The following is a 13,652-nucleotide window of genomic DNA, read 5'->3' on the forward strand; positions in this document are numbered from 1 at the left end:
AACATCAATTGTTATAGAGCGTGCTTTGCAGATAGCTTTGCCGCAACTCGCGCATCGCCACCGACAGAATCGCGCTGACCGGCAGCGCGAGCAGCACGCCGAAAAAGCCGAACAACTGCCCGAACGCGAGCAGCGCGAAGATAACCGCGAGCGGGTGCAGGCCGATTCGCTCGCCGACGAGACGCGGCGTGAGATAAAAGCTCTCCACGATCTGCCCGACGCCGTAAATCAGCGCGACCGCGCCGAAGCCGTACCAGTTGCCGAACTGCAGCAGCGCCGCGAGCAGCGCAAGCGCAAGACCGGTCGCGAAGCCGATATACGGAATGAACACGGCGAGCCCCGTGAAAATGCCCACGGGCAACGCAATCTCGAAGCCGGCGATGCTGAGCGCGGCCGCGTAGAACACGGCGAGCACGCCCATCACGAGCAACTGGCCGCGCAGGTATTGCGACAGCATCTGATCCATGTCGCGCGCGAGTTGCAGCGTCTTGTCGAGCCAGCGCCGCGGCACCACGCTCTGCATGCGCAGCAGCATGCGGTTCCAGTCGTAAAGCAGATAGAACAGCACGAGCGGCACCATCACGAGATTGCCGACCACGGTCATCATGACGTTGCCGCTTGTCACGATCGACGTCCACGCATACCGTGCGACCGTCTGCGCACTGCCTTCAAGCTGACCCATCACCATGTCGCGCACGCTCGCGAAGTCGAGCGAATCGGCGAGGCCGAGCATGGCGAGCTTGGGTTGCAGCCACGCATTCACATGCGCGAAAAGCTGCGGCACCTGCTGCCGCAACTGCGGCCCTTCCTTCTGGATGACGGCGAACACGAGCAGCACCAGCAGCGTCATCAGCAACGTGAAAAGCAGCATCATCAGCAAGGCGGCGAGTGCGCGCGGCACGCGCCGGCGCACCATCCACGCGACGCCGGGCTGCAGGATGTAGGCGAGAATCGCGCCGAGCAGAAAGGGCGTGAGAACCGGACTCAGCAGCCACAGCAGAATGCCGACGCCGAGCGCAATAGCGAGCCAGATGAAGGCGCGGCGCTGCACCGGAGTCAGTATCGAGGAATTCTGTTGCAAAGTTGTTTCCCTGGTGTCGTCGGAACCGGATGATCAAATTCCAGCCAGCCGGCCGGCAACTCTCTATGGGACCGGAGTAAGCGCTGAAGCGCCAACTCTCGATCGGCATCGGGTAAAATCGCATTTTACCGACCTTCGAGCGCTCCCCCCATGAATCAACCGAAATCCGCCCCGAATTCCACTGATTCGGCCCAAGGTCTGTCGTATCGGGACGCTGGCGTGGACATCGACGCGGGCGACGCTCTCGTCGACGCAATCAAGCCCTTTGCCAAAAAGACGATGCGCGACGGCGTGCTGGGCGGCATCGGCGGATTCGGCGCGCTGTTCGAGGTGCCGAAGCGGTACAAGGAACCCGTGCTGGTGTCGGGCACGGACGGCGTGGGCACGAAGCTGCGCCTCGCCTTTCAGTTGAACAAGCACGACACCGTGGGCCAGGATCTGGTCGCGATGAGCGTGAACGACATTCTCGTGCAAGGCGCGGAGCCGCTCTTTTTCCTCGACTACTTCGCGTGCGGCAAGCTCGACGTGGGCACGGCGGCGACCGTGGTCAAGGGCATCGCTTATGGTTGCGAACTGGCGGGCTGCGCGCTGATCGGCGGCGAAACCGCTGAAATGCCGGGCATGTATCCCGACGGCGAATACGATCTGGCGGGCTTCGCGGTCGGCGCGGTCGAAAAGAGCAAGATTATCGACGGCAGCACGATCGCCCCCGGCGACGTCGTGCTGGGCCTCGCTTCGAGCGGCATCCACTCGAATGGTTTTTCGCTCGTGCGCAAGATCATCGAGCGCGCGCAGCCCGATCTGAACGCGGATTTCGACGGCCGTTCGCTCGCCGACGCGTTGATGGCGCCCACGCATATCTACGTGAAGCCGCTCCTCGCGCTGATGCAGCAGATCGCCGTGAAGGGCATGGCGCACATCACGGGCGGCGGGCTCGTCGAAAATATTCCGCGCGTTTTGCGCGAAGGTCTGACGGCCGAACTCGATCATCGTGGCTGGCCGCTGCCGCCGCTGTTCTCGTGGCTGCAAAAGCACGGCGGCGTCGCGGACGCGGAAATGCATCGCGTGTTCAATTGCGGGATCGGCATGGCAGTCGTCGTGTCGGCTGCGGACGCAGATGCCGCGATCGGTCTGTTGTCGGCGGCCGGCGAGCAGGTGTGGAAGATCGGCGTGATTCGCGAAAGCGCTGCGGGTGAAGCGCAGACGGTTGTGGTTTAAAAGGTCGGTGGTTCGCGCGGCGTTGCGATGGATTGCGCCGCGCGGGCTGTGATTTGCCGGCTTGCGTTTGCCGGTTTGCTTTCGCCGGTTTGCTTTCACGCTTTTCGCGCCTCACGGCGTTGCTTCATATCCCGCGCTTTACGCTTTACGCTTTACGTCAACGCTTCAATCACCTCGAGCACGCGCGCCGTTGCTTCTCGATCGCAGCAGTCCACCACCACGCGCTCGTCCATGCTGCGCAGCCATGTGAGCTGCCGCTTGCACAATTGCCGCGTCGCGAACACGCCTTTGTCGCGCATGGTTGCATAGTCGACCGCGCCGTCCAGATATTCCCAGACTTGCCGGTAGCCGACGCAACGCATCGACGGCATCTCGGGCGACAGATCGCCGCGTTCCCGCAGCTTCACCACTTCATCGACGAAACCGTTTTCCAGCATCGCGTCGAAACGCCGCTCGATGCGCGCGTGCAGCACGCTCCGGTCGGAAGGCTCGAGCGCGATCGGCACGAAGCGCCAATCGGCCGCGGCATCGTCGGTGCGCGCGGGCGCGGCCAGCAGCGTCGACATCGCCTCGCCGGTCAGCATGAAGACTTCGAGCGCGCGCTGGATGCGCTGCGAGTCATTGGGTGCGAGGCGCGCGGCTGTCGCGGGATCGACGGCGGCGAGGCGCGCATGCAGCGCCGGCCAGCCGTCGCGCGCGGCGTCGGCGTCCAGTTGCGCGCGCACGTTGGGATCGGCGGCGGGCAAGTCGTTGAGCCCCTGCGTGAGCGCCTTGTAGTACAGCATCGTTCCGCCCACCAGCAGCGGCAGCCGGCCGCGCGCCTGGATCTCGGCCGTGAGGCGCAACGCGTCGGCGCGAAATTCGGCGGCTGAGTAGGCGTTGGCCGGGTCGACGATATCGATCAGATGATGCGGCGCGATCGCGCGTTCTTCGGCGGTCGGCTTTGCGGTGCCGATGTCCATCTGACGATAGACGAGTGCGGAATCGACGCTGACGATTTCGATTGGGCGCCGGGTGGCCAGTGCTAGCGCGGCTGCGGTCTTGCCTGAGGCGGTCGGGCCGAGTAGGCAGGGGATGGGCGTGGGGGGGCGGGCGGTCATGGGCGGGCCGGCGGGGGAGAGTCGGACGCTGGGGGCGTTGAGCGTATTAAGGGGGTTGCGTGCGTGGAGCGCATCAGGTGTGTTGCGGGCGTCGGGAGCATCGAGGGCGCCAAAGGCATGAAGGGCGTTAAGCGCATCGAGCGCATCAGGCGCATTGAGAACACCAGGCGCATGGAAGGCATCAAGGGCATCGAGCGCGTCGCGGGCATCAAGAGCATCGAAGGCATCAAGGGCATCGAGCGCGTCGCGGGCATCAAGAGCATCGAGGGGTTGAGGCGCATCGAGAACTTCGCGGGCGTCACGCGCATCAAGACCGTCGAGCGGACCGAGCGCACAAAGCACATCGAGCGCATCAAGAGCATGAGGCGCATCGGGAACATCGCGGGCGTCGCGCGCATCAGGACCATCGAGCGGACCAAGCGTACAAAGCGCATCGAGAACATCAGGCGCATCGAGAACATCGCGGGCGTCGCGCGCGTCAAGACCATCGAGCCCACCACGCGCACCAAAACCCCCACCGTCACTGCCCGCGCATGAACAGCCGATCGAGATCGGACAGCGTCAATTGATACCACGTCGGACGCCCGTGATTGCATTGATCGGCGCGTTCGGTCGCCTCCATCTGCCGCAGCAGCGCGTTCATTTCATCGAGCGTCAGACGCCGGTTCGCGCGCACCGCGTGATGGCATGCGAGCGTGCCGAGCAGTTCGTGCTGACGCTCGGTCAACACACGCGAGCCGCCGTACGCGTGCAGATCGGACAGCACCGCGCGCGCCAGCGCCTGCAAATCGGCGTCTTTCAGCAGCGCCGGCACTGCACGGATGGCGAGCGTGGTCGGCGACAGCACGGCGAGATCGAAGCCGAGTGCATCGAGCGTGTCGCGCTCTTCATCGACGGTGCCGATTTCAACCGCATCGGCCTGCATCGTCTGCGGAATCAGAAGCGGCTGCACGGCGATCGTGCGATCGGCCAGCGCATTCTTGAACTGCTCGTACAGAATGCGCTCGTGCGCGGCGTGCATATCGACGATCACGAGCCCGTGCGCATTCTGCGCGAGCACATAGATGCCGTGAATCTGGCCGAGCGCGAAGCCGAGTGGCTGATCGTCGGCGGGATTGAACGTGGGCGAGGCGTAGGGCGCCGACGTGTTATACGGCGACGCGCCTTCGGCGGCGGAATCGCGTGCTTCGAAAAGCGTCGCGCCTTGCTGCGCGACCCCGCTGTTGTCCTTGCGGCCGAACAGCGCGTCGTAGAAAGCGAGCGGCTGCGCGACGGGCAGCGTGCCCTGCGTCATGCGCGACTGGCGCATCCAGGTGTTGCCCGGCTGCGACGCGTTGAAGCCGCTGCCCACCGCACCGCTCGGTGCGTTCCCACCGAAGCCGCCTGCGGCACCGCCTGCACCGGTTGCGGCTGACGCTGACGCGCCAAACCCCGCCCCGCTAATGGGCGACGCGCCAGACGGCGACGTGCCAAAGGACGACGCCCCAAACGCCGGGGTCCCCAACGAAACCGCTCCGCCCGCCGACGCCTGCAAATGCGCCGCATGCCCGCCCGCCGTCGTTTCGGGCGACGCGCCCGCATGACGCGCCAACGCCCGCTGAACCGCGTGAAAAACGAACTGATGAATCGAGCGCGAATCGCGGAAGCGCACTTCGATCTTCGACGGATGCACGTTCACATCGACCGCTTCGGGCGGCAGATCGAGAAACAGCACATACGACGGATAACGATCGCCGTGCAGCACGTCTTCATAAGCGGCGCGCACCGCGTGCGTGAGCAGCTTGTCGCGCACGAAACGGCCGTTGACGAAGAAGTACTGCTGATCCGAGCGCCCGCGGCTTGCGGTCGGCAGACCCGCGCAACCGTAGACGGCGAGCGGGCCGGCCGACTCGTCGAGCGGTAGATGAGCAGTCGCGAAAGTTTCGCCGAGTATCTTCGCGACCCGGACCGGCGGTTCACTCGCGTTCCAATGCTCGACCGCCTTGCCGTTATGCAGCACCGAAATCGCGACGTCCGGACGCGCCAGCGCGGCGCGTCGAATCTGCTCGAGACAATGCCCGAGTTCGGTCTGTTCGCTCTTCAGGAATTTGCGGCGCGCCGGCGTGTTGAAGTACAGCTCGCGCACTTCGATCGTGGTGCCTTGCGTGCCTGCGGCGGGGCTCAGCACACCCGTTTGCGCATCGACGCGCATCGCGTGCGGCGCATCGGCCGTGCGGCTCGTGATCGTCATTTGCGCGACCGATGCAATCGACGCGAGCGCCTCGCCGCGAAACCCGAGCGTGGCCACTGCCTCGAGTTCGGCGAGCGAGCGGATCTTGCTGGTCGCGTGGCGCATCAACGCGAGCGCCAGTTCGTTCTCGGGAATGCCGCAGCCGTCGTCGGTAATCGAAATACGTTTGACGCCGCCTTCATCGAGCATGATGCGCAACGTCTGCGCGCCTGCGTCGAGTGCGTTTTCCAGCAACTCCTTCACGACCGATGCCGGCCGCTCGACCACCTCGCCGGCGGCAATCTGGCTGATAAGCTGATCGGGCAGCGGCTGGATCGCGCGCAGCGGCCGCGGCGCGGGCGTGCCCGGCGCACTCGGCGTGCTCTGTGTGCTGGCAGCAGCGGCGGAGGCGTCGGCGCGGGCGGGCGTTTCGGGGAATTCGGACATGGCGAAATTATAGCGATTCGGCGCGGCCGTCCTGGAATGGCGTAAACGTGCCGGAGATTTTCCAGGATCGACCGGGCACTTTCTGTATCATGACGCGGTCAATTTGCGGGGTCGGCGACGCTTGCCGCGATCGCCAGTAAAACTCCGCCGGATTTTCCCGCCACGCTCATTTTCGCTTGATAAAGGACGCTTTTTGGACACGCTGCTACATCTCGCCAACCTCGTGCTGCACATCGACAAGTTCCTTGGGGAATTCATCCACGTGTACGGCGCCTGGGTCTATGCGGTCCTTTTCCTGATCGTGTTCTGCGAAACGGGGCTTGTGATTCTGCCGTTTCTGCCGGGCGATTCGCTGCTGTTCATCGGCGGCGCGTTTTGCGCGGCTGGACAGATGAATCTCGGTTTGCTGATTCTGCTGCTGTTCGTCGCGGCAACGACCGGCAATACCGTCAACTACATGATCGGACGATCGATCGGTCCCAAGGTTTTCAACTCGCGCATTCCCATGCTCGAGCGTTTCCTGGATCGGCGCGCGCTGCAGAAAACGCACGACTTCTATGAAAAGCACGGCGGCAAGACGATCGTGCTCGCGCGCTTCATTCCGGTGGTGCGCACGTTTGCGCCGTTTGTCGCCGGTGCGTCGGAGATGACGGTCAGCCGGTTCCAGCTTTTCAATATCGCCGGTGCGCTGTTCTGGGTGTTGCTGCTCGTACTGCTCGGCTATTTCTTCGGCAACATTCCGTTCATCCGCCAATACCTGAATGTGATCGTGTTGGTCGGCATTGGCGCGGCGATTGTGCCGGTCGTGCTCGGCGCGCTGTGGAAGATGACGCGCAAGAACGCGTCGAAGCCGAGCTAAACCGGCATCGCTCAGGTTTCTGCATGAACAAACGGCGTCGCGATTTTACGCGACGCCGTTTTTATTTTGCGCGACCACCGACACGTTAAGGACGCGGCGGTTCACATCGGCAAATGAGATTCCGTGTACGGCGATGTCGGGATGACGAGCGCTTTGTCCGCGCCTGCTTTCGCGAGCACGTTGCGACGGCTGCGACTGCTCCAGACAAACGCGGCAACGACAGCGAGCGCGTACGCCGCGCTACGCGTAAAAAACGCCGTCGACGTGCTGAACTGGCCATAACGGGTTCGGGCGTCCGCGAACACGAGAAAGGTGAGGGCCGCGTCGAGCAGCACCGCGACGAACACGAGCGCGGCAAAGACGCGCGAACCGTTTAGCGCAGCGCCCGGTATCAGACGATTACACAGATGGCATGCAACCAGCACCATTGCCAGCAACGCAAGATTCGAGGCGAGATCGAACAGAAAATTGGTCATATCGATGGAATGAAAGCGCCGCACGTTGCGGTGTTGCGAGAGCGTCTGCCTGCGCTGCTTGACAGCGGCTGAGTCAGACTGCGGCGATCATTGCACGTCTTTATGTCTCAATAAATGCTGACGTTCGGAGTCCGTAGCGTTGTCGGAATGTGCGAAGTTGCGTTGGTGAACGGGCGTTGGGGTGCTGTGGAAAAGTGCAGAGAGTTGAGCGGAGGCTTCTGCTTTTTTGGGCTTTGCTTGGACTTGGGTTCGGGCTTGGGCGTTTCTGGAGCGAGCAGAGAAACTGCGACGCAAAAAGAAAAGGGCTTACGACGCTGACGCGTGTAAGCCCTTGAATCTTTTGGTAGGCCGTACGGGATTCGAACCTGTGACCAACGGATTAAAAGTCCGCTGCTCTACCAACTGAGCTAACGACCCAAAAGAGAAGCGAAATTATATCGACGGCCCGAAGGGGCTGTCAACCCATTCCGCGCATCCGCCAATGACTGTGCGAAGCAATCCGGATAGTGAAAAGCCCGGGCTTCCGATGTGGAGACCCGGGCTTTCCAGCGAGAGGCGCGCGTGACTATCTTTCTGACACTTTGCAGACACTGCGCGTTACAGCCGACGACTCAAGCGACAACTCAAGCAACGACTCAAGCAAAAACTCAACTGCTCAACGACCGGCTACGCCAACGCGACGACCACCAAACCGCCTACTTGATCTGCGACAGCTTGCTCTGTGCGGACTGTGCGACGTCCGATCCGCCGTATTGCGCGACGATCTGCTCGAGCGTCTTCTTGGCCGCAGCCTTCTGGCCTTGCTCGAGCTGATTGTTCGCAATTGCGAGCAACGCCTCCGGCGCCCGCGGATGCTGCGGATAGTTCTTCACGACACCCTGCCAGGTCGCCGTCGAGCCCTTGTAATCGCGCAGCGCATACAGCGCATTGCCGAGCCAGTACTGCGCGGTCGGCTGATACGGACTGCTCGGAAACTTGGCGATGAAGCTACGGAACGACGCCGCCGCGTTCTTGAAGTCGCCGTTGCGGAACTGCTGTGAAGCCGCATTGAACGCATCGGTTTCGCCCGGCTGAACTTCGCCCTGGACACCATCGACCGTTTGCTGCTGCGGCTCGAATTTCTTCAGGCGCGTGTCAAGGTCGGTGTAGTAGTCCTTCTGCTGTTTTTGCAGCGTGGCGAGCTGATTGCCCATGTCCTCGTTCTGCCCGCGCAGCGTCGCGACCTGCTGATTCAACTGGTCGAGACGGTTGGACTGATCGAGGATCGTGCGCTGCGCTGCCGACAACTGGCTCGACAGACTATCGGTCTTCGCCCGCAGATCGAGAATGGCCTGGCGGGCCTGATCGTCGTCGAAGATGCCGGCGTGCGCGGGCACAGCCGTAAAGACCGTGCCCGCGACGCAGGCCGCTGCGGCAAATCGCAGCCAGGAGAAACGATGCGTCATTCGGCTCATCACCCGTTACTTACTGTTGGTACACGAGGTCGGCGCGGCGGTTCTGTGCCCACGACGATTCGTCATGACCCGTGGCTTGCGGCTTTTCCTTGCCGAGGCTCACGGCTTCCATTTGCGAGTCCGTCACGCCCATCAGCGACAGCGAACGGCGCACAGCTTCAGCACGTTTCTGGCCGAGTGCCAGGTTGTACTCGCTCGTGCCGCGCTCGTCGGTATTGCCCTGGATCAGCACGTGGCGTTGCGGATGGCTCTTCAGGTATTGCGAGTGTTGCTGCAGCAGCGACTGGTAGTCGTCCTTCACCGAGTAGCTGTCGAAGTCGAAGTAAATGCTGCGCTTCGCGAGCGGGCTGTTCGGGTCGTTCAACGGATCGACGTTCACTTGCGCGACATCGTTCGGGTTCGGCTGCGTCGAGACTGCGCCGCCCTTGTTAGCGTTTTCGTCGAGCTTGACGCCCGAGTGACACGCGGCCAATGCGCCGACCATGAGGACTGCAAATGCGAAGCGAAGTTTGGACATCATTTTGTACTCTCCTTGTGTTATTGCATCAGTTATTGCGTCAACGTTATTGCATGAAAGGGCCCCAGGACGGCTCGCGTACGCTGCCTCCCTGCACTGACAGGACCTGCCGGGTGCGACCGTCGGTCGAAACCGCGGCCAATACGCCACGGCCGTTCACCTGAGTGGCGTAAAGAATGTACTGACCGTTCGCCGCGAAGCTCGGCGATTCGTCATGTGTCGTGTCCGTCAGGCCCGTGGCGGTTCCGCCTTGCAAGTCCTGGATATACAGCTTGAAGCCGCCGCCGACGCGCGAAATATACGCGAGTTGCTTGCCGTCCGGGCTCACGCGCGGGCTCGTGTTGTAGCTGCCGGTGAACGTGACGCGCTGTGCGCCGCCGGCGCTTTCGCCTTGCGCCGACATCTTGTAGATCTGCGGTTGGCCGCCGCGGTCGCTCGTGAAGTAGATCGACTGGCCGTCGGGCGAGAAGGTCGGCTCGGTGTCGATCGAGCTGCCCTGTGTTAGACGGCGCAGGCCGCTGCCGTCCGCATTGACCGCGAAGATCTGCGTGTTGCCGGTGCGCGAGAGCGCGACGGCGAGCGTGCGGCCGTCCGGCGACCATGCGGGCGCGCTGTTATTGCCCTTTTGATCGGACACGACGATGCGGCGGCCCGTAGGCAGATCGTGAATATAGACGATCGGCTTCTTCTTCTCGAACGAAACGTAAGCGACCTTGGTGCCGTCAGGCGACCATGCCGGCGAGATGATCGGCTCGGGGCTCGACAGCGCGATGTGCGCGTCCTGGCCGTCCGAATCCGAAATCTGCAACTGATAGCGGTTGCCGCTCTTGATGACATACGACAGCCGCGTGGCGAACGCGCCGCGGCCGCCCATCAGCTTGGCGTAGATGTAGTCGGCCACTTTATGCGCGCTCATGCGCAGGCCGCTTTCCGGGCTCACCAGCACGAGGCCGCCGAGACTTTCGCCCTTGACCGTGTCGTACAGCTTGAAGCGCACTTCGTACTGGCCGTTCGGCAGGCGGTTCACGCTGCCGGCCACGAACGCATTCGCGCCCTTCGCCTTCCAGCTTCCGAGATCGACGGAAGCCGTTTCGGGAACGGGCGCAGAACCCGCGTCGATGTTGGTGAATTTGCCGCTGCGCTGCAGGTCCTGACGCACGATGGTGCTGACCTGCTGCGGCGAGTTCGCTTCATTGGCGAAGTTCGCCGTTGCGATCGGAAACTGGGTGGACCCGACGCCCGTGACGAGCACGTTGAGTTGCGCGTTCGCGGCGCCGCCGGCGGCGATCAGGCACGACGCTACAAGTGTCCGCAGGCCTAGCTTGGTCATCAAACTCATGCTGTATGGATTCCCCAAAAACGGTTTTACTAAAGCTTCGCGACAGCAGACAGACCGGAAAACAACTATTTCGTTCCCGAGTGCGCCGCGCCGAAAGGGGCGCGGGGCCTGCTGTCACCCACTGTCAGGCTGCCGTCAACCGGCCGGCCGCAACGTGATCCTGAAACTCCCCGGCGTTTTTCCGTCGATGTCCTGAGGCATCGGATCGGAACGCTGAACGGCTCGCAGCGCGGCATCGTCCCACGCCGCATTGCCGCTGCTGTGCGCGATGGTCGCGCTCAACAGCGTGCCGGTCGGCGAGCAACGAACGGCGATCACGGTCTCGAGACCCTCGGTCTCGCCACCCCACGAAATGTTCGGCCGCACCACGCGCCGAACCTTGTCCGCATAACCGGGCGATGCCGCATTGCCGCCCGAGCCGCTGCCCGTGCCGCTCTTGCCGAGGCCATTGCCGGTCGAGCCCGGAGGCCCGGCCATGCCCTGCATTTGCGCGAGGCGCGCGCGACGTTCCGCGTCGAGTTTCTTCGCCTGCGCCGCGGCTTCGGCTTGCGCCTTTGCCTTGGCCGCCTTTTGCGCATCAGCCTTCTTCTGCGCTTCGGCTTCGGCCTGTTTCTGCTGCTCGTCCTGCTGTTCTTTCAGCTGCTGCTTTTTCTGCTCGGCCAGTTGCTGTTGCTTGAGCTTGTCCGCCTGTTGCTGCTGTTGCAGTTGTTTCTGCTTCGCCGCCGCGGCCTTCTGCGCAGCCAGTTGCGCTGCCTGTTCGGCCGCGAGTTGCTGCTCGCGCTTAGCCTCGGCTTCCTGCTGAGCCTGGAGCTTCTGCTGACGCTGCTGTTCCGCGAGCTGCGCCTCGCGCGCCGCTTCCTGCTGCTTGCGCTTCTTTTCCTGCAGCGCGATGTCGGCCTGTTCGTCGGGCACCGGCGGAGCAGGCGCAACAGGTACGGGCGGCGGCGTGACCGGGCGCGGAATCACGCTGTCCGGCACCTCGGTCCACAGTTCCGCTTCGGCACCTTCGGGCGTGCTGTTTTGCCACTGGATGCCGTGATACAGGAAGAACCCGAGCAGCGCATGCATCACCAGCGCGAACGCAAAGGCTCGCCCGGTGCCGCGTTCACGCGGTGGCTGGAGCGGATAGTCGGTGTTCTTACGGATCATTGCGATTTGACGAGCAATCCAACGCGTTTGACGCCGCGAGCCTTGAGCTCGGACATCACATTCATCACGACTTCATACTTCACGGTCTTGTCGGCGGCGATCACGACAGGCTGATCGGGATGCGACTGCGCGCGGTCGGCGATGAAGCCGTTAAGCCCGGCTTTCGTCATGTCCTCCTGCTGCTGCGCGCCCGCGTCGTCCTTGTACTTGACGCTCATGTTGCCGTCCGCGCGAATGTTGACGATCACGGGCGGCGTTTGCTGCTGCGGCGCGGCGCCGCCGACTGTCGGCAGATTGACGATGGACGGCGCGACGAGCGGCGCGGTCACCATGAAGATGACGAGCAGCACGAGCATCACGTCGATATACGGCACGACGTTGATGTCGGACATCGCGCGGCGCGAGCGGCCGCCGCGCATGCTGGAGGAGCGAGAGCCTGCCATCGTGGACTCCTTAGTGCGCCTGGCGCTGCAAGATGTTCGAGAACTCTTCGATGAAGGTCTCGAAGCGGATCGCCAGACGGTCGATGTCGTGCGCGTAGCGGTTATACGCGACCACCGCGGGAATCGCGGCAAAGAGGCCGATCGCGGTGGCGGTCAATGCCTCGGCGATGCCCGGCGCGACGTTCGCAAGCGTGGCCTGCTGCACGTTGGCGAGTCCGCGAAACGCATTCATGATCCCCCAGACCGTGCCGAACAGACCGATATACGGGCTGACCGAACCGACCGACGCGAGAAACGCGAGGTTGGCCTCAAGCACGTCCATTTCACGCTGGAACGCGGCACGCATTGCACGGCGCGCGCCGTCGAGAATCGCGCCCGGGTCGTTCAGGCGTTTCTCCTTGCCCTTGAGAAATTCGCGCATGCCGGATTCGAAAATTCGCTCTAGCGCGCCGATGGTGTGACGGTTATTCGCGGCACTTTGATACAGCGCCTGCAGGTCGCCGCCCGACCAGAAATCGCGTTCGAAACGCTCAGTTTGCGCGCGCGCCCGGCGGATCGCAAACCACTTGCGGAAGATGAAAGTCCACGACAACAGCGACAGCAGCAGCAGGAGGGCCATGACGGCCTGCGCCAGCAGGCTCGCATTGAGTACGAGAGAAACGATCGACAGATCTTGTGTAGTGTTCATAAAGGTTCGTTTTATCGTCCCGAAAGGGGGCGTCCGGCTTTGCAAGGCCACACGAAGCTTGCCGTGAGCAAAACGGAAGCTTCGGCGGTGACGCAAGCCGAACCATGCTTGGTGCTGCTTGATCGATGCGAGTTCACTGGCGCCGTAACAACGGGAGTCAGCCTGCGTTCGTTGACACGCCGCCCTCGCTGACGCCGGGTCCGCGCCGCAAAGCGGCCAGCACCGGCGAAGGAATAGCGGCGGGGCGCAGCGCTGTGCGCTCGACGCAGCCGACCCGGATCGAGCCGGTAGCAAGCAACGTGCCGTCGCGCCACGCTTCCTGCACGAAGTCGACGGATGCCTTGCCGAGGCGCTCGATGCGGCTGACGACTTTCACCACGTCGTCGAGACGTGCCGGCGCCCGATAATCGACCGCCGTGCTACGGACGATGAAAATGGCGCCCGTTTCGTCCGCGAGCCGGTTCTGGTCGATCCCGCAGGCGCGCAGCCATTCGGTGCGCGCCCGTTCAAAGAACTTCAGGTAGTTCGCGTAAAACACGATGCCGCCGGCGTCGGTATCTTCGTAATACACGCGGATGCCCCACGTGTGGCCGATTTCCGCGCCTGGCTGGCTTGTCGTCATATTCATGCGGCGCATTTTACCGGAACGCACACCGCGAGGTCTGTTTCAAG

14 protein-coding genes and 1 tRNA gene are annotated in these 13,652 nt (G+C 63.1%); 3 read left to right on the plus strand and 12 right to left on the minus strand.

The window, feature by feature from the left end; translation table 11 throughout:
• Positions 1-4: 4 nt before the first annotated feature.
• Positions 5-1,081 (minus strand): AI-2E family transporter, encoded by a 1,077-nt coding sequence (locus ABIE53_RS04235; RefSeq protein WP_006047872.1) that lies wholly within the window; start codon positions 1,079-1,081, stop codon positions 5-7.
• Positions 1,082-1,231: 150 nt separating this feature from the next.
• On the opposite strand from ABIE53_RS04235, the gene purM reads away from it, so the two are divergent.
• Positions 1,232-2,299, plus strand: coding sequence for a phosphoribosylformylglycinamidine cyclo-ligase (gene purM, locus ABIE53_RS04240; RefSeq protein WP_006047871.1), 1,068 nt, complete (start codon positions 1,232-1,234; stop codon positions 2,297-2,299).
• Between the two features lie 152 nt (positions 2,300-2,451).
• Here purM and miaA read toward each other — a convergent pair whose 3' ends face one another.
• Positions 2,452-3,399, minus strand: a complete 948-nt coding sequence (miaA, locus tag ABIE53_RS04245) for a tRNA (adenosine(37)-N6)-dimethylallyltransferase MiaA (RefSeq protein ID WP_107707311.1) — start codon at positions 3,397-3,399, stop codon at positions 2,452-2,454.
• Between the two features lie 117 nt (positions 3,400-3,516).
• On the opposite strand from miaA, the gene ABIE53_RS04250 reads away from it, so the two are divergent.
• Positions 3,517-3,936: a hypothetical protein gene (locus ABIE53_RS04250; protein WP_192700029.1), complete on the plus strand. Its 420-nt coding sequence runs from the start codon at positions 3,517-3,519 to the stop codon at positions 3,934-3,936.
• Here the strand turns inward: ABIE53_RS04250 and mutL are convergent.
• Positions 3,920-6,055 (minus strand): DNA mismatch repair endonuclease MutL, encoded by a 2,136-nt coding sequence (gene mutL / locus ABIE53_RS04255; protein ID WP_107707309.1) that lies wholly within the window; start codon positions 6,053-6,055, stop codon positions 3,920-3,922. The genes ABIE53_RS04250 and mutL overlap by 17 nt on opposite strands.
• Positions 6,056-6,248: 193 nt before the next feature.
• Between mutL and ABIE53_RS04260 the strand changes: the two genes are divergently transcribed.
• The gene (locus tag ABIE53_RS04260) at positions 6,249-6,914 is read left to right on the plus strand and encodes a VTT domain-containing protein (protein WP_006047867.1); all 666 of its coding nucleotides are present in this window, start codon (positions 6,249-6,251) and stop codon (positions 6,912-6,914) included.
• A 101-nt stretch (positions 6,915-7,015) separates the two neighbouring features.
• On the opposite strand, the gene ABIE53_RS04265 is transcribed toward ABIE53_RS04260, so the two are convergent.
• The 9 genes from ABIE53_RS04265 to ybgC all read right to left on the minus strand — a co-directional run bounded on the left by ABIE53_RS04265 (position 7,016) and on the right by ybgC (position 13,617).
• On the minus strand, positions 7,016-7,390 hold the full coding sequence (locus tag ABIE53_RS04265; RefSeq protein WP_192700030.1) for a hypothetical protein: 375 nt from the start codon (positions 7,388-7,390) through the stop codon (positions 7,016-7,018).
• A gap of 341 nt (positions 7,391-7,731) precedes the next feature.
• A tRNA-Lys gene (locus ABIE53_RS04270) sits at positions 7,732-7,807 on the minus strand.
• A 278-nt stretch (positions 7,808-8,085) separates the two neighbouring features.
• Entirely contained in the window at positions 8,086-8,835 is a 750-nt protein-coding gene (gene ybgF / locus ABIE53_RS04275; RefSeq protein WP_029970412.1) for a tol-pal system protein YbgF, read from the minus strand.
• Between the two features lie 19 nt (positions 8,836-8,854).
• Positions 8,855-9,364 carry a peptidoglycan-associated lipoprotein Pal gene (pal, locus tag ABIE53_RS04280; protein ID WP_006047864.1) on the minus strand — a complete coding sequence of 170 codons (510 nt, stop codon included), beginning with the start codon at positions 9,362-9,364 and terminating at the stop codon, positions 8,855-8,857.
• 43 nt (positions 9,365-9,407) lie between these two features.
• Positions 9,408-10,700, minus strand: a complete 1,293-nt coding sequence (gene tolB, locus ABIE53_RS04285) for a Tol-Pal system beta propeller repeat protein TolB (RefSeq protein WP_006047863.1) — start codon at positions 10,698-10,700, stop codon at positions 9,408-9,410.
• A gap of 135 nt (positions 10,701-10,835) precedes the next feature.
• Positions 10,836-11,849 carry a cell envelope integrity protein TolA gene (gene tolA / locus ABIE53_RS04290; protein ID WP_006047862.1) on the minus strand — a complete coding sequence of 338 codons (1,014 nt, stop codon included), beginning with the start codon at positions 11,847-11,849 and terminating at the stop codon, positions 10,836-10,838.
• Positions 11,846-12,292, minus strand: a complete 447-nt coding sequence (gene tolR, locus ABIE53_RS04295; RefSeq protein WP_006047861.1) for a protein TolR — start codon at positions 12,290-12,292, stop codon at positions 11,846-11,848. Before tolR ends, tolA begins: the two co-directional genes overlap by 4 nt.
• A gap of 10 nt (positions 12,293-12,302) precedes the next feature.
• Positions 12,303-12,980: a protein TolQ gene (tolQ, locus tag ABIE53_RS04300; RefSeq protein WP_006047860.1), complete on the minus strand. Its 678-nt coding sequence runs from the start codon at positions 12,978-12,980 to the stop codon at positions 12,303-12,305.
• Between the two features lie 157 nt (positions 12,981-13,137).
• Positions 13,138-13,617: a tol-pal system-associated acyl-CoA thioesterase gene (gene ybgC / locus ABIE53_RS04305; protein ID WP_006047859.1), complete on the minus strand. Its 480-nt coding sequence runs from the start codon at positions 13,615-13,617 to the stop codon at positions 13,138-13,140.
• Positions 13,618-13,652 lie beyond the last annotated feature (35 nt).

This window comes from Paraburkholderia sp. OAS925, assembly GCF_040543975.1.
GTDB lineage: Bacteria > Pseudomonadota > Gammaproteobacteria > Burkholderiales > Burkholderiaceae > Paraburkholderia > Paraburkholderia graminis.

Excerpts from the sequence above, each read along its gene's own strand:
- purM (WP_006047871.1), top strand. The coding sequence starts at position 1,232 with ATGAATCAACCGAAATCCGCCCCGAATTCCACTGATTCGGCCCAAGGT.
- miaA (WP_107707311.1), bottom strand. The coding sequence starts at position 3,399 with ATGACCGCCCGCCCCCCCACGCCCATCCCCTGCCTACTCGGCCCGACC.
- ABIE53_RS04250 (WP_192700029.1), top strand. The coding sequence starts at position 3,517 with ATGAAGGGCGTTAAGCGCATCGAGCGCATCAGGCGCATTGAGAACACC.
- mutL (WP_107707309.1), bottom strand. The coding sequence starts at position 6,055 with ATGTCCGAATTCCCCGAAACGCCCGCCCGCGCCGACGCCTCCGCCGCT.
- ABIE53_RS04265 (WP_192700030.1), bottom strand. The coding sequence starts at position 7,390 with ATGACCAATTTTCTGTTCGATCTCGCCTCGAATCTTGCGTTGCTGGCA.
- ybgF (WP_029970412.1), bottom strand. The coding sequence starts at position 8,835 with ATGACGCATCGTTTCTCCTGGCTGCGATTTGCCGCAGCGGCCTGCGTC.
- pal (WP_006047864.1), bottom strand. The coding sequence starts at position 9,364 with ATGATGTCCAAACTTCGCTTCGCATTTGCAGTCCTCATGGTCGGCGCA.
- tolB (WP_006047863.1), bottom strand. The coding sequence starts at position 10,700 with ATGAGTTTGATGACCAAGCTAGGCCTGCGGACACTTGTAGCGTCGTGC.
- tolA (WP_006047862.1), bottom strand. The coding sequence starts at position 11,849 with ATGATCCGTAAGAACACCGACTATCCGCTCCAGCCACCGCGTGAACGC.
- tolR (WP_006047861.1), bottom strand. The coding sequence starts at position 12,292 with ATGGCAGGCTCTCGCTCCTCCAGCATGCGCGGCGGCCGCTCGCGCCGC.
- tolQ (WP_006047860.1), bottom strand. The coding sequence starts at position 12,980 with ATGAACACTACACAAGATCTGTCGATCGTTTCTCTCGTACTCAATGCG.
- ybgC (WP_006047859.1), bottom strand. The coding sequence starts at position 13,617 with ATGCGCCGCATGAATATGACGACAAGCCAGCCAGGCGCGGAAATCGGC.